The organism is Ruegeria sp. AP7, from assembly GCF_056539905.1.
In genome coordinates this window covers 84,169-106,909 of record NZ_JBQFVT010000007.1, presented here as the reverse complement: position 1 = coordinate 106,909, position 22,741 = coordinate 84,169, and the positions used below count along the sequence as shown (strand labels likewise).

The window sequence follows — 22,741 nt, the reverse complement described above, 5'->3', positions numbered from 1 at the left end:
CGAGTTGTCTACATTTTTTAGGCTCCGCGCGGGCTGGAAAGCAGCCACAGCCCGAAAATCGTATAGAAAATCATCAAGATAGACAGACCCAATTGCAACAGCAGAATGTCCCTTCGGGATGTGCAAAGAGCCTCAGCTGTCCTGTGGCACAAGATGACCGCTAAAACATGCGACAATACAACGACACCCGCCTGGGTGAGCCAGATGGTCTTCACAGTTTCTGGAACCGTCAGAAACCCGACCCTGACGGGGCGGCTGCCTAGCCCGAACAGATTCCAGCCAAGCGCGAAAGGATCGGCCAGTGTTGCGACTACAACCTGAATTTGAACCAGAAACGTCACGAAGTAGTGGGCAAAATGATAGCCGATCGCAATCGGCAGCAAGGTGATGGAAAAGCGGATGAATGCTATTTTGAAGGAAACGGTCTCGTGCACTAGTACCGTTCCCAAGTAAACGGCGAGCGCAAAAATACACGTCAGCAGTAGGATACTGGTGTAGAGGCCAAGCGTCGTCGGCCAGATCATCGCGGTTCGCCCCGGATACTCCAAGGGATTGACGCCTAACTGATCCAGCCACCAGAAGGTCTCGTAGAGGCCATCGAAACTGCCGGATGCGAGCATAATTATTACAAAGGCCGCATGGCTTAGATCAAACTTATTACCGTGAAAGACTTGCCATCCCGGCACGCCAAAGGCTGCCCCGCGCACCGATCTGATTGTGCCGATCAGTGCGAACAAGACCGAAAAGCACTCGACCTGACCAAGCCAGGATTTGCGCCCAAAAAGGGTCATACCCAGTACTGTAAAACCCCAGTATCCAAGCGCGAAACTCGCAAGCCTGCCCGGATCGTTTGGTGCTGCATCCGCAAGAACAAAGCCCTGAAACGCCGCCATAAGAACAACAGCCGGCCAAATCGAAAGTTTTTTTGCAAGTGTCAGAGGTGCTTTGTGATCTGGGGCCAACAGACGGTGCAAGCCCGGCCAGGGATTAACCCATTTCCAGACATCGAAGATCAGCGCTTGCACCATGAAAAGCAACATCCACCATATGGTCCACAGCACCAAAGGCATGAGGTTCGCTTGCGGGTCCGTTGGGCCCCTTAGACCAATCAGAATCAACAACATCAGACAAAGGGAGGCTGCGATCTGACCCCAGTTGCACCATCGGCCTCGACCGCGCTTGAGAGGCAATGTAATGGGCCGCAGTATAACCTCAATCTGCCCTGGTCTCAGGCAAACAAGCAGCAGGATTGTCGCAGCCACAGTCGCTGAACCACCAGTGATGTAGGCGGTGGTGGGCAGAAGAAGCACAAAACCCTGATCGGCGGCATGGGCAAAGGCTGGTCCAGCAACCATAGTGGCGCAAATTAACGCTAGAAATGACTTCACAATCATCTTCACTTCGTTAGCATACACACAAATTCTTGCAAGGAGGCAAGTCAGATGAGCAAACGCTGGTTCGCTGTGGCAGGTATCGCGGCCGCGTTGGGTTTCGCCTACATATTCGCAGGTACGCCGCAAACTGCTGTAAAGGTCAGCGACGGGCGCGCCGCGCCGATGGGGGCGTCGGGATCGCTGTTCATGGTCACTCTCAAGCTGCAAAATGACGGTGACCCTCGCATTCTTCAAAGCGTCACGTCGCCATCTGGAGCCCACACGTCATTAATGAACCCTGGCCATGACAAACCACTTGTAGTGCCTGGCGGCGATCCGGCGCAACTGGCAATGGACGGGGCCCATATCATGTTGCAAGTGCCCGACGGAAGCTTTCCCGAAGGCACTTATCATTCGCTGGCGCTCACGTTTGACGATGGCAGCGAGGTGGTGACTCGCATCCTGAATCCAGAGGCGACCGGCAGTATGACGTCAATGGACCACAGCAATGCCAACGGCATCGAAATCTCCCCTAGCCCGACGATCGCGCTGGTTCAGGATCCGCAGGTCCGCACTAACGGATTTGCCGTTCAAATCAGCGTCAAAAACTTCGAGTTTGTCCTTGTCGAGGACGGCACACCGCATATCGACGGTCAGGGTCACGCCCATATCTATCTGAACGGCCTGAAGCTTGGCCGACTTTACGAAAACAGCTTTCAGGTCGGAGCGCTGAAGCCCGGCGATTATGAATTAACTGTTGCGCTGAACTCTAACGACCACCGCCCTTATATGTCGAATGGCGCACCCATCTCGGTAACCTATAGATTTACACTATGATGCGGATTGCCTTTGGCAAGTGACAAGCCTTCAGTGAATCACAGAAAAGCAGAAAACAAGCAGTTGTTCTTAATCGACAAAAGCACGCTCAACAACAAACGTGTCTGGTTTACTGTTCGATCCCTCGACCAGACCGAACTCCTCGAGTAGAGCCTTGGTATCTTTGAGCATATCCATTGAGCCGCAGATCATGCCCCGGTCGGTATCTGGCGAAATAGGCGGAACCCCTAGGTTTTCAAACAGTTTGCCATTGGTCATTAGATCGGTAGTGCGACCCATGAATGGATAGTCTTCGCGTGTGGTGGTCGTATAAAGGCGCAGACCATGCGCAAACTCTCCGCACAACGGATCGTCTTTCACAGACGCAACCAGGTTCTTGCTATAGGTGAGTTCAGCAACTTCGCGGCAGGTGTGGGTGACGATGACTTCGTCAAACTTCTCATAGGTCTCGGGGTCTCGGATCAAACTGGCAAAGGGCGCAAATCCGGTACCTGTAGAAAACATCCAAAGCCGTTTGCCGGGCAACAACGCATCGTTCACCAAGGTGCCCGTTGGTTTTCTGCGCATTAAAATAGTGTCACCTTCCTTGATCTTTTGCAGATGCTCGGTAAGTGGGCCATCCGAAACTTTGATCGAATAAAACTCCAACTCCTCATCCCAACTGGGAGACGCCACGGAGTAGGCCCGGAACACAGGCTTCTCGGCATTTGGCAGGCCAATCATCACAAATTCACCGGACCGGAAGCGGAAAGATGCAGGCCGCGTCATACGGAACCGAAACAGCCGATCAGTATAGTGCTGCACTTCAGTTACGGTCTGGGCAAATACACCCGCCGGGATCGGGAACTTTGTCTCTTTGGAATCGAGCGCCATCAGATCACCTCCTCTTGCCACCAAGAAAGCGGCCAGATGCCCTAACCATGAGGCATTCTTTGTCAGCCACCTTTGTCAGGTCATTCATTTCATTAGTATACTAATGATTATGAGGCAATGGAGTATCCTGTCAATTGATTTGTGAAGAATGCCTCTCGTCCGAGAATTATCTTGACGCATGCCTGCTAATTATATTCGTATACTAATGAATAGTGGGAGGATCTTATGGAAAAACTTGTCATAAAGAACATCGGCATGATCCTGTCAGGAAAAATGGAAGAACCGATTTTTGATGGCGATTGTCTGATTGCTATAGATGGTAAGATAGACGCATGGGGCAATGAAAAGGACCTCGATACCGACGACGCAACCAGCATCGTAGACGCCCATGGTGTGACGCTTGCCCCCGGTCTGATCGACAGCCATGTGCACCCGGTGGTAGGTGACTACACGCCCCGTCAGCAACAACTCCACTGGATCGACTCCACTCTGAACGGAGGTGTGACCACAATGATCTCGGCCGGAGAGGTTCATATGCCGGGGCGACCCAAAGATGTGATCGGCCTCAAGGCGATGTCGATCGCGGCACAACGCTGGTATGAAAATTTTCGCCCCTCCGGTGTCAAGGTCCATGCCGGCGCCCCTGTCATCGAACATGGCATGGTCGAGGAGGATTTCGCCGAACTGGCCAACGCCGGAGTGAAATATCTGGGTGAAGTCGGCTTGGGTTCGGTCAAGGACGGCAAAACCGCAAACCAGATGGTCGAATGGGCCAGAAAACATGGGATTCAGTCCACGATCCACACGGGAGGCCCATCCATCCCCGGGTCCGGCCTCATCGACGCGGATATGGTGATCGAGACGGGTACCGACGTGATCGGGCACATTAACGGAGGTCATTCGGCACTGCCGGATGATCAGATCATCTGCCTTTGTGAAACCTGCACCAAGCAAGCCTTTGAAATCGTTCATAACGGCAATGAACGCGCCGCGGTGCTTACGGTGAATACCGCGCGCGAGTTAGGCAAGCTGGATCAAGTGATCTTGGGTACCGACGGGCCAGCAGGGTCAGGTGTGCAACCGCTTGGAATCTTGCGGATGATTGCCATGCTGTCGGCCTTCGGAAACGTCCCCGCCGAGATTGCCTTTTGCTTTGGCAATGGGAACACCGCACGGCAGCGTGATCTGGATGTGGGTCTTATTGAAAAGGGTCGTTGCGCCGATTTCGTCCTGCTGGACCAAGCGCAGCACGCGCCCGGAAAAAACATGCTTGAAAGCGTCGCGCAGGGGAACCTGCCGGGTGTTGGCATGACGATCATTGACGGCGTGATCTGCTCGGAACGTTCTCGCAACACACCGCCCGCACAACGCCTGCCGGAACGTATTTTGTAAGCCCGATTTTCGGTGACTTGGGTTGTTTGGCGCAATATGCGGGCAACGCGATCTTTGAAGGTCAGGTTATCTTTTTGAGCAATGCCAGAAGCGTCTTTTGCTCGGACTTCTTGAGAGGTGCGAGGGTTTCATGCGAAATCCCAAACCCGTCAGCGTAAAGCTGTTCCATTAACTCAGCGCCCGCCTCGGTCAATGAGATGATAGATCGGCGCTTGTCACCGGGATCGGCGGTCGCGCGCAAAAGCCCTTTAGCTTTCAGACGGTCAACCACCCCTTTGATCGTCGCAATATCCATTGCTGCAAGTCGGCCCAGCTGGTTTTGCGACACCTCTTTCTTCTCCGCCACGCGGATCAGCGTGGAGAACTGCGTCGGCGTCAGATCTTTGGAAATTCGGTTCTGAAAGATGATCGAATGGCGCTGACTGGCCAGCCGCAAAAGGTATCCGACCTGGTCTTCAAGATGGTAGGGATCAACGCTGTTTGACATAAGTGCTCCTAACGAAGCCCGTCTTTGCCTTCTGCTTCATCGTGGGTCAAGCCACCAACACGGGGTAATGGCCGCCCGCTGTCGGTCACGGCCACGGCCACCATGATTTCATTTGCGCGCGGCGCATCGTTCAGCCGTACTTCGATGCCGTCAAAGTGGCTGCGCACATAGGCTGCGTCCTTGTGCCCAAGCGGCACATCTAGCACCTGACCGGGCGAACCCATCTTTTTCGAAGACGGCACCAAGGCGGCCCCTTTTTCCACTTCTTTACGCAACGGCGCGCCCAACTTGGGATGGAGGATCGCAGCGGCATGTTCCAACTCGCCATTTTCGCCGACCATGGCCGACTTGCCATAGCTCTCTGCCTGCTCTGGTGTGATGCCAAGGGCTTCTACGCATTTGCGACCCAAGAGCGTTCCCAGCTCTGCACCGATCTCCATCAATGCGCTTAAGTCCTCGGTATAGGTGCCCGCAAACGGGTTTTCGATTACTGCAACGGCGACGGCCTTGCGGGTGGCCGGGTCGATCTTTCGTCCGATTTCAGAATGCGTTTCTTCGATGTTTACAGCGATCTTACGAATCTTAGCGCTCATCTCAGGCCGTCCTCTCCTTTGATATCCTTGGCTGCCAGGCCGCCAGCGCGGTCGTGGATGCGTGGTCCCGTGCTCATGACCAGAATGACGGCCATTTCATGAGCTTTGGGCGCGTCGTTCAGGCCGACTTCCATACTGTCAAAGTGGCTTCGAACGTATGAGGCATTTATATGGGTGATCGGCACATCGAGTCGCCCGCCAACGCCCGTGACTTTCTTGGTAGAGGGTACAATCGCGTTGGAATCATTGAGAAGTTCGCGCATCGCGTAACCTCCCGGAGCGTGCCACAGGGCGCCATGTTCCAGCTCACCCGCCTCACCTATCAATGCGCCTTTGCCATAGCCTTCAATCTTGTCCGCCCCGCCCAGCATCTCGACCAATCGCCTCGCCATCTGCAAACCAAGTGGCTTGAGGTCCTCCATGAACCATTGAATATCAGGCTCGTAACGCCCGGCAAATGGGTTCTCGATGATCGCAATCGCCGCCGCCCGGCGCAGGGGGCTCGCCGGGGCCGGACCACCTTCGTGGAAAATCTCTTCGACAGAATAGGCTGTTTTCCGGACATTAAGCTGGGACATGTTGTATCTCTTGTTGGAACGAAAATGCGTGTGCACCGGTTGTGACAGATCGGTCCTGGAGGAACAAACCCGCAGACGCGATCCGTCCCAGGGCCTGAAACGATGTCGCGCGGTTGAGACCTCGGGCCAAAGCGCGTTCACAATCCTCGGCTGACAAAGCACCACAGCTAACAGTGACCGGCAACTCCCCCAAATCACTGTTCTCGTCGATATCGCAAGCGGCGCGACGTGTGATCGATGGATGACCCGGCAGGTCCACCGCATTGGCGATGAGTGTTGCCGCGACGTCAGCCTCAGCGGCCGATGAGGCGAGCACCGTCACGCTGTCCGCGATGCCCAGAGACAGGCTGCGCCCGTGGCGACCAGAGGTCGCGATACCCCCGATACGATCCTTGTCCGTAACTTCAATCCGGCCCAATTCGCCGCCGTCATGGGCTTGGATCGAGGTATTGAAGCTCGTTCCTGGGGTCAGATATAGAGCAATATCTCCACCGTTGTTGACATAAGCGCGCGTGATATTCGCGCTTTGGGTCATTGCCGCAAGCACCTCATCCGCGATGCTTCCGGCCACGGCGGCCATCCGTGTGACGTACCACACATCAGTCAACGGCAGACACGCGTCATGCATTCGACGCGCAACTGTGCCGTTGGGACGTTTTGTTAGCGGAGACAGCATCCCCCGAAGGTCCGGCAGTTCCTGTACAATTTCGGCGATGATCGTTTCGAACCGCTTTGCTGCGGCCCGATACGCCTGATCCCGATCCCCTTCCACCCAAACAATCAGATCACTGGGACCATGCTGCAGATGCAGCCGTTGGCCATCGGGCAAAGGGCGCGCGCGCGGCCTCATTCTGCGTCCGCCTTCCAATTGTAGTTTCCAAGATCCATCGGATCCCCGGCATTAGGTTTTCGTCGTACGTGGCGAGCCTGATCCGAATTGATGTCACTGACGCGGCGCATGTGGTCCACATGTCCGCCCAGGGCAGCGTAATCTCTAACACGCAAGGTAAATTCGATGGGGGCGACAAGCGCGGGAGTTGGAACATAGCCAAAAGAATTCGTGGGCATATCCAACACATCTACCATTACAGTGATCCCGCCTCCGGGCCACACATAGGCATCTGCACCACCGCAAGACACGTGGGTCAGCGCGTCCTTGACCGATTTGGTCAGGCGTACGGGGTTCTCAGTAACGCCTGCGCGCAGCGATCCCCCTGCCCCACCCATGAACAGCACTGAACAAACCGAAGGTTCGCAGTTTTCCGCAATCAGCGCAGCTGAAGCCGCAAGTTTCGCGGGTACGTCCCGCAGTTGCGGGACAAGATCGGCGTCGAGTTCATAGTATGAAAACTGCTCACCCGTTGTGGACACCATAAATAGCCGCAGGCCTTCCCACGCTGTTTTGGGGTTGAAGGGGCCAAGGATCGCAAGGGGGTCCTCGATATCTGTCCCCCCCCAACCTGTACCGGGTTCAGCCACTTGAAAGTATCGCCCAGGCGTCGAGCGCCGTCCTTTGATCTTGATCCCCGTTGCCGGGACATCAAGCTGCTTGCCTGTCTCGTGCTCGCTGAGCACTCCGGTGATGTGGTCATCCACCACCACGACGTCGTCGACATGACCAATCCACTGTTTCGGGAACATGCCTATCGTGGCAGAACCGCAGCCTACGCGCATCAAGCTTTCAGTCACGCCATTGATGATAGGTGGTTTTCCCGCCTCAACCACAACATCGGTGGCGTGATCCTCTTCGCCAATGACCATCGTGACAGGTTCTCGGTTGCACAGCCGCAGCAGGGCGTCACAGGTTACGCGGCCTTCTTTCTTGCTACCACCTGTGAGGTGCTCGACACCACCCAAAGACAGCATCTTTGAGCCGTATTCAGAGGTCATGACATGGCCGATCGGTTCCCCGTCGACGCGCACCACGTCTCGCTCATGGCCGATGTGGCGATCAGTGTCGATCTTCACCTTCACACCGCAATAGCTAAAGATGCCCTCGGTCACGACGGTGACCATATCGACGCCTTCAACCTCTTGGCTGGCGATAAAAGGCGCGGGCTTGTAGTCGGGATAAGTGGTTCCCGCTCCTACAGCTGTCACAAACTGACGCTCACCTTTGAAGATATCGCCATCCCATTCCTCTGCCGCGCCCTCGCCCATGAACGGAACGAGGTCTTGGCCGCTTTGGATGATTGTCAACGGATCAAGGCGAACCAGTTCGCCGCCGTGGTTTGCATAGCGGTCGCAGGCACCGGAATTGCCTTCTGCGATATAGCACATCACCGGGCAGGCATCGCAGCGGATTTTTTCTGGCTTCGCTACATCCGTCATCAGGTTACACTCTTCTTGAGGGCTGCATGGACGACGCTGGGGATTGCCGGTCCCTTGAACAGTCGTACCCCTGTTGCATGTTTGATTGCGTTCAGGATCGCCGGTGCCGTTGGGATCAAAACATGCTCTCCCAGTCCCTTGGCGCCATACGGGCCATGCGCGTCAGTTTCTTCTATGATAATCGTCTCAATCGGTGGGATGTCCCCGATTGTCGGGATCAAATAGTCATGCAGGTTCTCGGTCCGTCCCGGGATGTATTCCTCCATTAGCGCCATCCCCAGACCCTGAGCAATGCCGCCATGGACCTGCCCTTCGACTAGCATCGGGTTGATGGCCTGACCGACATCATGAGCCGCAATGAATTTCACTGGCGTGACTGTGCCCAGCGCGGTATCCACTTCGACAACAGCCAGATGCGCGGCATAGCCAAATTGGGCGTAAGGATGCCCCTGCCCGTTTTTATCCAAGGGCTTTGTCGGCGGATCATAGCTTTCTTCGGCGCGAAGAACATACCCATCCGAGTCCGCTTCTAGAGCCGAAAGATCCAGAACACGAGCCCCCCCGGCATCAGTCGCTTGAATTTCCCCGGCGCTGAACTCCAAGGCAGCATCTTCGGCAACGTTCAGACGTTCCAGTATCATGGCCCGCAATGCCTCACCCGAGAGCCGCGCCGCATTGCCCGAGACAAAAGTCTGGCGCGAGGCCGAGGTTTTGCCCGCATCCGGTGTCACATCCGTATCCGCTCCGACAAGCGTAATCTGACCCACCTCGGCCCCAAGTGCGGTAGCAAAAATCTGGGTGATGACGGTATTGGCCCCCTGACCGATATCCATCGCGCCTTGATGTAGCACCACCGTTCCATCAGCGCGAATGCCGCATTTGATGGCCGATGGATTGGGCAAAGACGTGTTGCCACAACCATACCATCCGCTGGCGATACCCACACCGCGTTTTACAGTGTCATTTTGTGCATTGAATGCCTCAACACCTGCACGCTCTTCCGTCCAGGCAAACCGCAATGCCTCAAGGCAGGCCTTGATCCCGACACCCTGGTCAAATACCTGTCCGCACACGGTCGGCACACCATTATCCAATGCGTTGAGAATACGGAACTCCAGCGCATCCATTCCCAGCTTCTCGGCCAGATCGTCGAAAAGACATTCTTGTGCAATGGCTGCCTGAGGCACACCAAAGCCGCGAAACGCCCCCGATGGCGGGTTGTTGGTATGCACACCCTTGGCCTGCGCGATGTAGTCCGCCACGCGGTACGGTCCCGAAGCATGGACTGGCACCCTGTTCGCCACTGTCGGGCCCCAACTGGCATAAGCCCCCGTGTCAAAGCGGCCACGAAAGTCAAAGCCGCAGAGCTTGCCCGTCTTATCGGCACCGATCCTAAGCGTGATGTCTGAGGGGTGCCGTTTGGTCGAACATTGCATGGATTCAGTACGCGTGTAGCAAAGCCGCACAGGTTTGCCTGTCTTCAGTGCCGCGAGCGCCAGATAGGGCTGTACACTCATATCCAACTTGGAACCGAAACCGCCTCCGGTGGCCGTTGGCAAAACACGTATGTCCGAGCGGTCAAGCCCCAGAACACGCTCGAGCCCTTCGAGATCCATAACCGGGGCTTGCGTGCAGGCATGCACCTCAACGCGACCGTTTACAACTTCGGCGAAACCCGCTTCAGGTTCAATATAGGCATGCTCGACAAAGCCGCTTTCAAACCGGCCTTCCACGATTACATGCGCTCGTGCCAGGGCCGCATTTGGATCGCCACAGGTCACAAAACCAGCACACATCACATTGTTGTCCCGGCCATCATGTAGTTGATCGGCTCTTTCACCTTGGGCTGCGTCCATGTCTTGTAAGGCAGGCAGTTCGGCCCAAGTAATAGGTACCATTTCTGGATCGATCGCGCTAAGCACATCCCGAGCACCAATCAGGGCCGCGACAGCCTCTCCCCTGAAACGCGTTTCCCGCTCGGCAAAGACGGGTTGGTCTTCAAATCCGGGTATCACGCCAAAGTTGTTCTGGCCCTTCACGTCTTCCGCAGTCAGAACCGCGTCCAGTCCGGCCGCCTGCGCGAACCCTTCGAGGTCACCGATTTCAAAGACCGCCCGGGCATGGGGGGAGCGAATGACCAAAATCTCAAGGCACCCCACGGGTGCAATATCATCGCCGTACTTGATGGTAGCCGAAACTTTTTCGATCCCATCCAAATGCTGAACCGCTTCGCCCACCTTACCTGCTGTCGCGATAGCAACCGAGGGCGCACCCATCACCGCGTCGATGATTTTGCGGTAACCTGTACAGCGACATAGCACACCGCCTAGCGCATCCTGCACTTGCGCCTCGGTGGGCTCGGGCACGTCCCGCAGTAGCGCAACGGCAGATACCATCATGCCAGGCGTACAGATCCCGCATTGCGCTGCGCCATGATCCAGAAAGCTCTGCGCCAGCTTGGCTGCCACGGGGTCATTGGCATATAGTCCTTGCACAGTCTCGACTTCGCGCCCCGCAACCTGATGTGCTGGGGTCAGACAGGCGCAAACGGGCTCACCCTCAAGCAGTACAGTACACGCGCCGCAATCCCCCGCATCGCAGCCAATCTTCACATCGCGTTGCCCCAAACCCTCGCGCAGAACTTCGGACAGTCGTTGGCCAGGGAAAAGCATTGGGGCCGCTTCACGTCCATTCAAACGAAATGGGGTCGGGGTACCTGAAAGCGCTTTGTTCATCACGAAACCGCCTTGTGAATTGCACGCTGAATTTGATGACGCACTGCATCGAGACGATACGAACTTGTCCCTCGGACATCATCGATCGGCGCTAATGCTGCGACATCAATCGGAGAAATCCTGACATCAGCGGGATCCTGACCGATCAGGCTCGCCTCTACCGCCTTAAGCCGTTGCGCTACGGCGGAACAGGACCCTACTGCGATGCGAGCCTCGGCTATTCTTCCCTGTGTATCCAAAAGAACATTTGCCGCTGTCATGGCAATAGAAATGACCAAATAGCGACGGCTCCCTAATTTTTCAAAACCAGACGTCATGCCAGCATGGGGTTTCGGCACGATGATCGCTGTCACCAGCTCGTCATCCATCAACGCTGTTTGCCGCACACCCCTGATAAATGCCTCGAGGGGAAGAACACGCTTTCCCTTTGCTGCACTGGCCAGCTCAACCTCAGCATTCAATGCAAGCAGAGGTGGAACACCATCGGCGGCGGGAGAGGCGTTGCAAATGTTTCCGACAACCGTACCTGCATTTTGAATTTGCATGCTTCCGACCTCGCGCGCCGCCTGCTTCAAGGCATCAAAGGCCCGAGGAAGATCAGTTCTAACAACATCCGACCATGTGACGGCTGCACCAATTCTTGTGCCCCCTTCAGATTGCGTGATGTCCGAAAACCCATCTATTCTTGTTACATCTAACAGACTTTCGGGGTGCTGGCCTGCTTTCAAGGCCGGATAGAAATCTGTCCCACCCGCAACAACGCGGACCCCAGCCTGCTTAAGAATGCCCAGCGCATCAGGCAACAAGCTTGGTTGTGAGTAGGCCATGCACATATCCACTTTCATTAGCACACTAATGATAAGTGTGGACGTTTGCCAGAGTCAACAGAACTGTCCTGAGAACACATCCAATCCGACAGGGGCCGCAGTTTGAGCCAAGTGGGCCTACGTATACCCAAGTTGACAGATTATCGAATCCGGATAAGGTACAAGCATGAACATGTCTGAACAAGAATCAACAAGCACTGACCGGATCGGAGCACCAAAATCTGTCAGGATCGCACTCATGTTAGAGGAAGAGATCCGGTCAGGTGGGTTGGATACAGGCGCACCGCTGGCCAGTGAGAACGCGCTGGTCAAACGGTTCTCGGTCAGTCGAAACACGATACGCAAAAGCCTCGATATCCTCAGCCGCAAGGGTCTGATCACGACCCGGCGCGGCATCGGATCATTTGTAACCTTCGGGGGAAAAACGATCGACGACCGCAAGGGATGGAGCGTTGCATTGTCCTCGGGTGAAACCGAACTTGCGACGCGGATTCTTCGCCTGACACGCGGTAAAATGGATTTAGCAGACGCACCTGAAAGTGTCGGCACCGATGTCCTGATGGTCGATCGTTTACGTTTTCGTGTGAACACCGGTCAGGGAGTGTCGCTGGAACGCAGCCGTGTCCCATGGCGTTCGGAGTTTTCCGAGATAATTGAGACCGGTCTGGAAAACGGCTCTTTGACGGAAACGCTTCGCAGTCGCGGGTTGGCGGTCAATGGCGGTAGCGAATGGGCGCGTGTTTTGCCCGCGCTCAGCCCGGAAGACGCGGCTGTCATGGGGCGCGTGTCAGGAGAACCGATGTTGCGGCTGTGCCGGTTGACCCGTTCAGCCGACGGGGACTCCCTGGAATTTGTCGAGAGCATTCTGGACCCAGACCTGTTTGGTCTGCACATGGAGTTTTGACGGCTATGGCCACTGGAGAACTGGCTTTCAGTCGCGCTTGCGGCGCTCTTGCCGGAATGGCCATCGGGGATGCGTTGGGTATGCCCTCACAAACGCTGTCGCGCTCAGAAATAGCGCAACATTATGGCGAGATCACAGCTTATGTCGCCCCCTACCCCGACCATCCGGTCTCTCATGGCCTACAGGCGGCGCAGGTGACGGATGACACCGAGCAGGCATTGCTGTTGGCTCAACGTTTAGTGAAAGATGGCGAAGGGTTTGACGAGGCGCTTTGGGCGCAAGACCTGCTGGATTGGGAGGGTGACGTCCGAGCGCGTGGTTTGCGCGACCTGCTGGGTCCATCTTCCAAAGCGGCTCTTGCAGCGATGCTGAACGGAGAACCAGCCAGCGAAACGGGGCGCAACGGAACGACAAACGGCGCTGCGATGCGAATTGCACCGGTTGGGATCGCCACGCATTTCTCGCCAACGCAGAATTTCTTGGACCGCGTGGAACTGGCCTGCCGTATGACGCATAACACGGGCGAAGCCATCGCCGCTGCTGCTGCTGTTGCCACTGTCGTCAGCTGTGGTGTGGATGGTCTTGATTTCGACTCAGCACTCGACGCAGCGCTGGACGCCGCAGAGCAAGGGCAGAAACGCGGCCATCGGTTTGGCGAAGCAAACATGCGCCGTCGGATTTCAAACGCACTTGATCTCGCTGATCAGGGCCTGACCGATGTAGAATTCGCGCAAATCGTCGGAACTTCTGTCTCTTCGTATGAATCTGTCCCGGCGGCCTTTGGCATCGTAAGGATGGCGTCGGGGGATGTTTGGAAGGCCACGCGAATTGCCGCGAATATCGGGGACGACACAGATACAATCGGCGCTATTGCCGGTGCGATGGCCGGGGCATGCGCCGGAATTGAAGCCATCGCGCCCGCTGTACTCGACCCTGTTCGTGCTGCCAACAACCTACCCATCGAAGTAATAGCGGAACAGTTGCTTTCTCTTCGCCATACGTCTGACGCAAAGACGGAGGCCGAAAGATGACCAATCGTCTTCTTCAGATGTCAGGTGTTGTGGCCGATCTGCTCTATCAGGTCGAAGCTGTTCCAGCGGTTGGTGAAGAAGCTATCGTCAAGGGTTTCTCCATCGCACCTGGTGGCGGGTTCAACGCCATGGTGGCCGCGAAACGCGCAGGTATGATGGTATTCTATGGAGGCTCTATCGGATCTGGCCCATTTGCCAAGATTATTCGCGAAGGTCTTAACACCGAAGGTATCCCGTTCCTGCGGGCACAAGACCTAACGCGCGATCAGGGCTGCTGTACCGTGATGATCGACCCTCAGGGTGAGCGGACCTTTGTGGCAAGCGACGGTGCTGAGGGGCACGTGACTGCCGAGGACTTAACGCAGATCAGCTTTGCCGAATTCGACTGGACCCTTTTGTCTGGCTACGCTCTGCACTACACGGGCTCGCGTGATGCGTTGCACCAGAGGTTATCTTCGGATGCCCGCATCAATAACCTGGTGTTCGATCCTTCGCCCATCATCGCTTCTCTCCCACATGAAGTGCTGCAGACGGCGTTGAGACGGGCCACATGGATCAGTGCAAATGCGCGCGAAGCTGCGGTTATGACTGGTCACACGGACCCCGTTGCTGCTGCCAGAGCACTTGCTGAAACCCGCCCTGATGACGGTGGAACTGTTGTGCGACTGGGGGAAGACGGCTGCATTCTGGCCCGGCCCGATGCTCTTCACCATATCCCACCTTACCGCGTTCAAGCGGCGGACACCAACGGCGCTGGTGACACCCATGTTGGCAGTTTCATCGCGCGAATGGCGCGCGGTGATACCCCAAAGGAAGCAGCCATTTACGCAAATGTCGCTGCGGCGTTGTCAACCACACAACAAGGGCCCGCAACGGCGCCGACCCAAGCGGTCGTGGCGGACGCCCTAAACAAGAAAGAGGCGGGTTGATCGAGAACCAAAGCTAAAGACCATTCAACCGGGAGATCACAATGAACAAACGTATCCTATTAGCAACCACAGTTGCTTTGACAACAACGGGCGCGGCCGCTCTGGCCGATGAGATCCGAGTTCTCAATTGGCAAGGGTATGGAACCGACGAAGACTGGGCCATTTCTGCCTTTACCGAGGCAACGGGCCACACCGTCGTTCATGAATACTTCAATTCTGAACAAGAGATGTTGACCAAGCTTCGGACCAACCCCGGTGCCTATGACGTCGTGCTGATCAACGCGGCCTTTACGCCACAGGCGCAGGCCGAGGGGCTGATAGGGCCAGTGGACAGCTCGATGGTCGCGAATTTTAGCGACGTGCCCGAAAATCTGGCCGCCAATCCGGACCTCAACGCCGGAGGTGCGCTGCATGGAATGCCTTGGACCTGGGGCCTGACATCCTTTGCTGTGAACACCAATGAATTCAACGAGATACCAACGTCGATTGACGTATTTTGGGACACGGCGCACGAAGGCAAAGTCTCGATCCGCGATGACGCGTTGGAAGCCGTACAATTCGCAGCTATCGCAACGGGCCAGGATATCAACGACATCCAGGATCTCGATGCCATCGAGGCCAAACTTGCCGAGTTGATGCCTCAGATCAAAACCTATTGGGGTTCGGAGAACGACTGGAACCAGTTCATGGCTGCGGGCGATCTGGATGTGGCGACCTTCTGGTCAGGTTCTGCGAGCCGCTCGATGGCTTCCGGACTACCGGTTCAATTCATCGTGCCGGACGAGGGTGCAATCGGCTGGTTGGATGGTCTGTCGATCCCAACATCATCGACCAAGAAAGAGGCTGCACACGCCTTTATCAATTGGATGATCGACCCTGAGTTCTACGTCAAATGGGCCGAAAGCGGTGCCCCAGCTTCGGCCAATGCCAAGGCCGCCGCTGCGTTGCCTGATGACGCGTTCAACAAGCGCGTTCTTGGGGATCCCGCAGTCGTGGCACGCGTCCAGTTCCAGCGTCCGGTCTCGGATGAAAATCGCGAGAAATACCTTGAGCTCTGGCAAGGGTTGAAAGCCGCCCAATAAGCCCAGGCACGCTAAGGAGAAAGCAGACATGTCAACGGTTCTCGCCCGACAAAACAGGCTCAAGATCGTCAGCCTGCTTTCTCCGGCTTACATTTGGCTGACGGTGGCAATATTTTTGCCGCTGTCGGCGATGCTGTATTTCAGCTTTTTGTCCGATGTGCCTTTTGGCGATGCCGAATGGCACTACACGTCTGAAAACTATCAGGCCTTCTTCCAGACCTCGACTTACGCCACGCTGCTTTGGAAATCCATAAAGCTGGGCCTGACTGTGACGGTGATTTCCGTGCTGGTCGGCTTTCCCTGCGCCTATGTTCTGGCTAAGGCGATTAAGGGTAAGTCGCGCGAAGCACTATTCCTTCTGGTCATCCTGCCCTTCTGGTCGAATTCTCTGGTCCGGATATTTTCCTGGGCGATCGTTCTGCGCGGAAATGGAGTGCTAGAGCTCGGCCTCAACGCGATCCTGCCGTTCGAGGTCGATGTGAACCTGATGTTCTCGACCCCGGCGATCGTTATCGGCCTGGTCCACTCTTACCTGCCTTACGTGATCTTGACTTCGTATCTGGCCTTACAGGCCATCGACGACAATCTGATCGACGCCGCGCGGTCAATGGGGGCGAACAAACTGACCATCCTGTGGCGCGTCATCCTGCCTTTGTCCCTGCCCGGGCTGCTGGCCGGTGCGGTACTGATTTTTGTACCTGTCGTCGGCTCTTTCATGGAACCACGCATATTGGGTGGTCGTGTCGGAACTTATTTTGGCACCGTGATTGAGGATCAGTTCGTGGCCGTGTTCAATTGGCCCTTAGGGGCTGCCTTGTCCTTTATCCTGCTTGCGGTGGTTTTGGTGATCCTGGCAACCGCCAGCCCGGCATTACGGAGGGCACAGACATGAAGAACACCTATCTGGTCTGGGCAGGTAAGGTTTGGCTTGGCCTAATCCTATTCTTTCTTTACGCCCCGATCATCGTCATGGCGTTCATGTCCTTCAACGCGTCACAGTATTATCAACTGCCCTTTGAGTTTTCGCTAAAATGGTACAAAAAACTGGGCCAGAACACCGAAATTCTGAATGCCGCGACCCGCTCAATTCTGATCGCGCTGGCTACAACAGTGATTGCCACCATCTTGGGCACAGCCGCCTCGCTGGCCCTGTTCCGGTTCGAGTTCCGTGGCAAGCGCTTCCTGCAGGTGATGCTGTTCCCGCCGATCGCGATTCCATGGCTGATCACCGGCACGGCGATGCTGATCTTTTTCTATGGCGTCGGTCTTGGCCGCGGCACACCCTCGGTTCTGATTGGCCATGTCGCCCTGGCCTTGCCTTACGTGATCGTCGTCGTCAGCGCCCGCTTGGCGACATTTGATCCCACACTGGAAGAGGCCGCAAGGTCCATGGGCGCCGACAGCTGGACCGTGACCCGCCGCGTCACCCTGCCCTGGATCGCTTCGGGGATCATTGCTGGTGCTCTGTTCGCTTTTGCGGTCAGCTTTGACCAGTTCGTTGTGTCGTACTTCCTCTCCGAACCCGGAGACAGCACGCTGCCGGTTTTGATCTACACTTCGATCCGCAAAGGCTTCACGCCGGAAATCAATGCAATCTCGACAATCATTATCGTAATCTCGATGGCCGTGATGCTTTTTGCAGCCCGGTTCTCGAATTTCGGAGGAGAACGCTGATGGCCGATGTTTCTGTCCAAAACGTCACCAAAACATTCGGGTCACTCAAAGCTTTGAATGACGTCACCATGCACTTTCCGGATGGTGGTTTTTTTGCCCTTCTCGGCCCGTCAGGCAGTGGTAAGACGACGTTGCTGCGTGCTATTGCCGGATTTATCTTTGCGGACAGTGGTTCGATCCATATCGGTGATCAGTCGGTCGAGCACATTCCCGTCGAAAAGCGCGACATTGGAATGATGTTCCAGAACTATGCTCTGTTTCCCAATATGACCGTCGCCGACAATGTGGGTTTTGGATTGCGTGTACGCAAAGTAGGTGCAGCCGAGGAACGCCGCCGCGTGGGTGAAGCGCTGGAACTGGTACAGCTTGGGCGACTGGGCGACCGCAAACCTCATCTGTTGTCTGGTGGTCAACGACAGCGCGTGGCATTGGCACGGGCTATTGTCACTAATCCAAAGGTGCTTCTATTGGACGAGCCGCTGTCGGCCTTGGACAAATCCTTGCGCGTCGACATGCAGATAGAATTGAAGCGTATTCAGCGTGAGATTGGCATTACAACGATCTTTGTGACCCATGATCAGGAAGAAGCCCTTACTTTGTCAGACAAGATCGGCATCCTCAGACAGGGAACGATGATTCAGGCTGGCCCGCCACGCGAAGTCTACAACAATCCCGTCGACGTCTTTACCGCCGAATTTCTGGGCGAAGCCAATATTCTGACAGGTCAAAGCAGCTTGGCTCTGAATTCTGGCGACGCGGATATCAAATTGCCACACAGAGCGACACCGCAGTCGACCCTGGCCGTCAGACCCGAGAACATGAGCATATCTATCTCAGAGCCTGACGGCGACGAGATCTCAAAACTCCCCGCCACGCTGGTCCGTCGCATCTTCGCCGGAGCGATGGCGACCTGCGTCCTGAAACACAACGACAGCACCTTCAAAGTCATTGCGCGCGATCAGGACATCCCGGATTTGCCCGAAGGTGGCGAAATATGGCTGAGCTGGAAACCCGAGCACACGATTGTCGTTCCAGACGGATCAGTTGGGTTCGACTCCAATTGAGACGAGCCAGATCAAGATCGAAAACCCTCGTTCGTGGCGCTACGACAAACACGGCCTGACGTGCGTTGACCTCGTGATAAACGAAGTGACTGCACGCAACCGGATCAGCCTACTAATTGAATGACGCCTCACTGGGTGGCGAATGCGATTAATAGTCCGGCGATCTGGGTTCAAACATCAATCCAACATATGCGGCACTGGATCTGCGCTGCCACCGGGTTGGAAAACAATTCGAACCAGCTTCAATCAGATTAGTAGAACAACATAGCCTGTCACCTTGTAGGTGCCTGCACCGCCCACATGCCCGGGCCAGTGAGCTTGCTCAAACTAAGGGTTCAAACGAGACCGTGACATCTGCGAACAAATCTGCATCGCCCACCTCGAAATACTGTCGAGTGATCGTGCGCTTGACGTATTCGTCATTTTCTTCCAGCCACAATCCGATCCAGGATGAGCGCGCAGAACAGGATCGCCAATCCAGCCAAAATTCCTTGTCCTGCAGCGGCATATTGAAGTGCCTCCAGCACGTCCTCGCCCAAGCCTTTTGCACCGATCAGCGAGGCGACGACCACCATCGCAAGAGACATCAGGATAGTCTGATTCACACCCGCCATGATAGTCTTGTGCGCCAGGGGCAGATCTACCCTCCATAGCAGATACCGGGGCGTCGCTCCGAAGGCTAATGCGGCCTCCCGCACGGTTTCGGGGACTTGCTGCAGGCCAAGAACGGTAAAACGGATCACCGGGGGGCTGCCAAAGATCATTGTAGCGACCACGCCCGCTGGCTTGCCTGATCCGATAAAGGCCACGACCGGGATCAAGTAGACGAAGGACGGCATCGACTGCATGAAATCCAAAATCGGTCGCACGATTGCAAACGCCCGCGGGCGGCGCGCACAATAGATGCCAAGCGGGATACCTAGAGTGATCGAGATTAGCGCCGCCGCGCCCAGCAGGGCAATCGTGGTCATCGCTTTTTCCCAGAAATCCAATAGACCCAGATAGGCCAGCGCTGCACCGGTGAAGATTGCCACGCGCGGTCCGGCAGAGAGATAGGCCAGCATGATAATCACCAGTGCCACGACCGGCCACGGCGTATCGACCAGTACTACCTCAATCCAGTCCAACAGGGTGCGCATCCCATAGGTCAGCCCATCGAAGAAGCCGCGCCCGGCGGTTTTGGTCCATTCAAACACTGCTTGTACGCCATCGCCGACGTTCAAACGCCAGTCCCGGTTGGTTGGGAAAGTTTTGAGTACTGCTAGCGCATCGGGTTGCGCAAACTTGATCATCGACAAAATTACTACCACGGCAGTCAGCGCCGTCGCGACGACTACTCGAGGCAGCGACCAGCCATGCGCTACGCTCGGGTCCGAACGCCAGCGCGCGAACTGCCCTTCAAGCGTCCAGTTGGCCAACGAGGCGGCCAGGAACTTAAACGCCAGCAGAAGGACGATCCCGATAACCAGATAGGTGAATCCTGTCGAATCCGCTGAACGTGCGGCCTCCTGCGCGCCTGCCAATGCACCCTCAAGCGATTCCGCGGCGCGCTTCAATGACTCCAAAGTGGTTGAACCGGATTGCTCTGCCGCTGCAATTTGCTGGCGGCGCAGCTCCAATGTCTGCTCAATCTGTTCCGCGCGTTCCCGAAACTCACGGCCCAGATCACCGAACAAGCCCAGGCCGATTTGGATATAGGCAAGCGTTTCCAGCACCAAAAACCCAAGGAACCACGACCACAGCCCCCGCGCCCCGAACCATATCGGACCCAAAATTGCAGCGGCCTTGTTCAGCGTAAAGCGGTAGCCGGGCGCCTGCATCATGTAGGCAAAGGTCTTTTGGTAATAGGACTGCCCCTGCCCCACGAAATCTCCGATCAAGCCATTCAGGCGGTCGGCGGTTTCCGGTTGGATCTGTTGTATATCAACATGTTTCATAGCGGTCCCCTTAGGCTTGACTGTCCTGAATCGCGCGGATCAGACCCGCTCGGTTGATAACACCCACGGTCTTGCCATCCTGAGTGACGGCTACAACTCCATGACCATCAACGCAGAGGTTCATCAGATCGGACAAATCCATGTCCGGATGCGCCTCTTTGGCATCTTCGGGCACTTCGCCGTGATGCGCCTCGAACTCTTCAACCGGTTTCATCACCGCATGGGCGAAGATCATGTTGAGTTTGGAAATCCCTGCCACAAAGTCGGCCACATAGTCATCGGCGGGGTTGAGGATGATCTCTTCCGGCGTACCGATCTGCACAATGCGCCCATCCTTCATGATCGCAATACGATGGCCGATGCGGATCGCTTCATCTAGATCGTGGGTGATGAACATCGTGGTTTTGTTCAGCTTGTGGCTGAGGTCCATGAACTGGTCCTGCAACTGCTTTCGAATCAGCGGGTCGAGGGCCGAGAACGGCTCGTCCATCAGCAATATCTCGGGGTCGGCGGCGATGGCACGGGCCAGACCCACACGTTGCTGCATACCGCCCGACAGCTCATGCGCATATTTGTCTTCCCAACCGTTGAGCTCGACCAGTTCCAGCACCCGGTCCGCTTCTTCCCAGCGGCGCGCCTTGCCGGTGCCTCGGATTTCCAGCGGCATCGCTACGTTGTCACGGACAGTACGGTGGGGCATCAGGCCGAAGTTCTGGAACACCATAGCGACGCGCCGGTTGCGCAGGTCGCGCAGGCCCTCATCATTCAGGCCCATCACGTCCTCGCCATCCAGAAAGATATGGCCGTCCGTGGGCTCCAGCAGACGGTTCACATGCCGCACAAGGGTCGACTTGCCTGAGCCCGACAGGCCCATGACGCAGAACAATTCACCCCGCTCGATTTCGAAACTTGCATCGGCGACGCCGACAACGCAGTTGAAGCGCTCCAGCACTTCGGCCTTGCTCAGCCCCTCGCTGTGGATGGCCTGCAATGCTTCCTGCGACCGCGCACCAAAAACCTTCCAAACGCCTTTTGCGTCGATTGCGATATCCGCTGTCATACTGACCCCACCGCAGTTGAATGAATCGAGCAACGCCCCCGAAATCATTGGGCGCGCGCAGGTTTTAGTTGGTGGTCAGACCAAGCCAGCTGTCGACGGTGTCGCCATTGGCGGCGATCCACTCGGCCACGACCTCGTCTGTGTCACGCCCTTTGACCACGACCTCGTAAGTCAGGCCGCTCAGCTCACCGGCATCCATGTCGATATTGGCCAGAAAGGACGCCGCTGCAGGGTTGCGCTGCTCAAGCGATTTGGAATGGGCGACGGTCACGGTCTTGACCGGTTCACCGGTGCTGATATGGGACTTGTTGAACCAATCCGCGTCCTGATCGGGCTGCACCATCTTGTAGGTGGTCGCATCATGTTCGGGTTCTTCTAGAATTGTCACATCATACAAAGCATGCACGTAATGCGGCGCATAGCAGTAGAACGCCGCACCCTTCTGTTGGTCAACCTGGTCCTTCAAGCGCGAATAAAACACGGTTTCATCCTCGGTCGTTGGTGTCAGGAAGGTCTCGATCCCATAGTCCCGCACCCGCACTTTGAATGTGTTGGTTGAAGCCCAGCCCGAAGCACCAACCCAAACCTCACCCATGCCGTCACCATCCGAGTCGAAGAGCTCTTGCGCCATCGGGGTGGCCAGATCGTAGATTGAACGGATGTTGTGATCCTCAACCATATAGTTCGGCACGCAGATGCCGGCGCGCCCCTCGTAGCTGCCAGAAGACAGCGCGACGGTGCCCTTCTGATCGACATACTCGTCGGTGAATGACGACTGGTTAGGCAGCCAGACATCCGGGTGGACGTCGATATCGCCACGCCCGCCATCCATCGCTGCAAAGATCACCGCATTGGCGCCAGGCGCATAGCCAACCTCGCCGCCTAGACGTGTTTCGATAACCTGACCAATGACGCGGCTCATAATCTTGGCACCGGGCCAGCTGGGTTCACCGACCATCACTTTGTCCTGCGCTATCGCGGTTGTCGCGCCCAAAGTCAGGGTCAATGCAGCTGTTAGCATTCCTTTTTTCATA

21 protein-coding genes are annotated in these 22,741 nt (G+C 56.2%); 9 read left to right on the top strand and 12 right to left on the bottom strand.

Translation table 11 applies throughout. The annotated features are described in order from the left end of the window. Positions 1-17 precede the first annotated feature (17 nt). Positions 18-1,355 carry a hypothetical protein gene (locus ACR0KN_RS14095; protein ID WP_480654391.1) on the bottom strand — a complete coding sequence of 446 codons (1,338 nt, stop codon included), beginning with the start codon at positions 1,353-1,355 and terminating at the stop codon, positions 18-20. Between the two features lie 87 nt (positions 1,356-1,442). Here ACR0KN_RS14095 and ACR0KN_RS14090 point away from each other — a divergent pair, with 87 nt between their 5' ends. Next, on the top strand, positions 1,443-2,210 hold the full coding sequence (locus ACR0KN_RS14090; protein ID WP_480654389.1) for a copper chaperone PCu(A)C: 768 nt from the start codon (positions 1,443-1,445) through the stop codon (positions 2,208-2,210). A gap of 69 nt (positions 2,211-2,279) precedes the next feature. Here ACR0KN_RS14090 and ACR0KN_RS14085 read toward each other — a convergent pair whose 3' ends face one another. Continuing rightward, positions 2,280-3,083, bottom strand: coding sequence for a ferredoxin--NADP reductase (locus ACR0KN_RS14085; RefSeq protein WP_480654387.1), 804 nt, complete (start codon positions 3,081-3,083; stop codon positions 2,280-2,282). 225 nt (positions 3,084-3,308) lie between these two features. Between ACR0KN_RS14085 and ACR0KN_RS14080 the strand changes: the two genes are divergently transcribed. Beyond that, the gene (locus ACR0KN_RS14080) at positions 3,309-4,475 is read left to right on the top strand and encodes an amidohydrolase family protein (RefSeq protein WP_170543549.1); all 1,167 of its coding nucleotides are present in this window, start codon (positions 3,309-3,311) and stop codon (positions 4,473-4,475) included. 61 nt (positions 4,476-4,536) lie between these two features. Here ACR0KN_RS14080 and ACR0KN_RS14075 read toward each other — a convergent pair whose 3' ends face one another. Genes ACR0KN_RS14075 through ACR0KN_RS14045 form a run of 7 tightly spaced genes read right to left on the bottom strand, consistent with a single transcriptional unit; the run spans position 4,537 to position 12,026 of the window. Further along, the gene (locus tag ACR0KN_RS14075; RefSeq protein WP_480654385.1) at positions 4,537-4,962 is read right to left on the bottom strand and encodes a MarR family winged helix-turn-helix transcriptional regulator; all 426 of its coding nucleotides are present in this window, start codon (positions 4,960-4,962) and stop codon (positions 4,537-4,539) included. An 8-nt stretch (positions 4,963-4,970) separates the two neighbouring features. Further along, positions 4,971-5,555, bottom strand: a complete 585-nt coding sequence (locus tag ACR0KN_RS14070) for an amino acid synthesis family protein (RefSeq protein ID WP_170477094.1) — start codon at positions 5,553-5,555, stop codon at positions 4,971-4,973. Further along, the gene (locus ACR0KN_RS14065; RefSeq protein WP_480654383.1) at positions 5,552-6,133 is read right to left on the bottom strand and encodes an amino acid synthesis family protein; all 582 of its coding nucleotides are present in this window, start codon (positions 6,131-6,133) and stop codon (positions 5,552-5,554) included. Before ACR0KN_RS14065 ends, ACR0KN_RS14070 begins: the two co-directional genes overlap by 4 nt. Further along, on the bottom strand, positions 6,120-6,983 hold the full coding sequence (locus tag ACR0KN_RS14060) for a UPF0280 family protein (RefSeq protein ID WP_480654381.1): 864 nt from the start codon (positions 6,981-6,983) through the stop codon (positions 6,120-6,122). The genes ACR0KN_RS14065 and ACR0KN_RS14060 overlap by 14 nt, the downstream gene beginning before the upstream one ends. Then, on the bottom strand, positions 6,980-8,464 hold the full coding sequence (locus ACR0KN_RS14055) for a 6-hydroxynicotinate reductase (RefSeq protein ID WP_480654379.1): 1,485 nt from the start codon (positions 8,462-8,464) through the stop codon (positions 6,980-6,982). The genes ACR0KN_RS14060 and ACR0KN_RS14055 overlap by 4 nt, the downstream gene beginning before the upstream one ends. Further along, the gene (locus ACR0KN_RS14050; protein ID WP_480654377.1) at positions 8,464-11,199 is read right to left on the bottom strand and encodes a molybdopterin-dependent oxidoreductase; all 2,736 of its coding nucleotides are present in this window, start codon (positions 11,197-11,199) and stop codon (positions 8,464-8,466) included. The genes ACR0KN_RS14055 and ACR0KN_RS14050 overlap by 1 nt, the downstream gene beginning before the upstream one ends. Further along, complete coding sequence (locus tag ACR0KN_RS14045) at positions 11,199-12,026, bottom strand: FAD binding domain-containing protein (protein WP_480654375.1); 828 nt, start codon at positions 12,024-12,026, stop codon at positions 11,199-11,201. Before ACR0KN_RS14045 ends, ACR0KN_RS14050 begins: the two co-directional genes overlap by 1 nt. Before the next feature lie 166 nt (positions 12,027-12,192). Between ACR0KN_RS14045 and ACR0KN_RS14040 the strand changes: the two genes are divergently transcribed. Genes ACR0KN_RS14040 through ACR0KN_RS14010 form a run of 7 tightly spaced genes read left to right on the top strand, consistent with a single transcriptional unit; the run spans position 12,193 to position 18,710 of the window. Beyond that, positions 12,193-12,930: a GntR family transcriptional regulator gene (locus ACR0KN_RS14040; protein ID WP_480654373.1), complete on the top strand. Its 738-nt coding sequence runs from the start codon at positions 12,193-12,195 to the stop codon at positions 12,928-12,930. Positions 12,931-12,935: 5 nt separating this feature from the next. Further along, the gene (locus tag ACR0KN_RS14035) at positions 12,936-13,961 is read left to right on the top strand and encodes an ADP-ribosylglycohydrolase family protein (RefSeq protein WP_480654371.1); all 1,026 of its coding nucleotides are present in this window, start codon (positions 12,936-12,938) and stop codon (positions 13,959-13,961) included. Continuing rightward, positions 13,958-14,890 carry a PfkB family carbohydrate kinase gene (locus ACR0KN_RS14030; protein ID WP_480654369.1) on the top strand — a complete coding sequence of 311 codons (933 nt, stop codon included), beginning with the start codon at positions 13,958-13,960 and terminating at the stop codon, positions 14,888-14,890. Before ACR0KN_RS14035 ends, ACR0KN_RS14030 begins: the two co-directional genes overlap by 4 nt. 41 nt (positions 14,891-14,931) lie before the next feature. Beyond that, the gene (locus tag ACR0KN_RS14025) at positions 14,932-15,972 is read left to right on the top strand and encodes an ABC transporter substrate-binding protein (RefSeq protein ID WP_480654367.1); all 1,041 of its coding nucleotides are present in this window, start codon (positions 14,932-14,934) and stop codon (positions 15,970-15,972) included. Positions 15,973-16,000: 28 nt separating this feature from the next. Next, complete coding sequence (locus ACR0KN_RS14020) at positions 16,001-16,864, top strand: ABC transporter permease (protein WP_170477115.1); 864 nt, start codon at positions 16,001-16,003, stop codon at positions 16,862-16,864. Continuing rightward, positions 16,861-17,646, top strand: a complete 786-nt coding sequence (locus ACR0KN_RS14015; RefSeq protein WP_480654364.1) for an ABC transporter permease — start codon at positions 16,861-16,863, stop codon at positions 17,644-17,646. The genes ACR0KN_RS14020 and ACR0KN_RS14015 overlap by 4 nt, the downstream gene beginning before the upstream one ends. Next, the gene (locus ACR0KN_RS14010; protein WP_480654362.1) at positions 17,646-18,710 is read left to right on the top strand and encodes an ABC transporter ATP-binding protein; all 1,065 of its coding nucleotides are present in this window, start codon (positions 17,646-17,648) and stop codon (positions 18,708-18,710) included. The genes ACR0KN_RS14015 and ACR0KN_RS14010 overlap by 1 nt, the downstream gene beginning before the upstream one ends. A 419-nt stretch (positions 18,711-19,129) precedes the next feature. On the opposite strand, the gene ACR0KN_RS14005 is transcribed toward ACR0KN_RS14010, so the two are convergent. From ACR0KN_RS14005 to ACR0KN_RS13995, 3 genes are all read right to left on the bottom strand, one after another. Continuing rightward, entirely contained in the window at positions 19,130-20,647 is a 1,518-nt protein-coding gene (locus tag ACR0KN_RS14005) for an ABC transporter permease (RefSeq protein WP_480654360.1), read from the bottom strand. Positions 20,648-20,657: 10 nt separating this feature from the next. Next, positions 20,658-21,707 carry a quaternary amine ABC transporter ATP-binding protein gene (locus ACR0KN_RS14000; RefSeq protein ID WP_480654358.1) on the bottom strand — a complete coding sequence of 350 codons (1,050 nt, stop codon included), beginning with the start codon at positions 21,705-21,707 and terminating at the stop codon, positions 20,658-20,660. A gap of 64 nt (positions 21,708-21,771) precedes the next feature. Further along, positions 21,772-22,740: an ABC transporter substrate-binding protein gene (locus ACR0KN_RS13995; RefSeq protein WP_010442658.1), complete on the bottom strand. Its 969-nt coding sequence runs from the start codon at positions 22,738-22,740 to the stop codon at positions 21,772-21,774. Position 22,741: the final 1 nt, after the last annotated feature.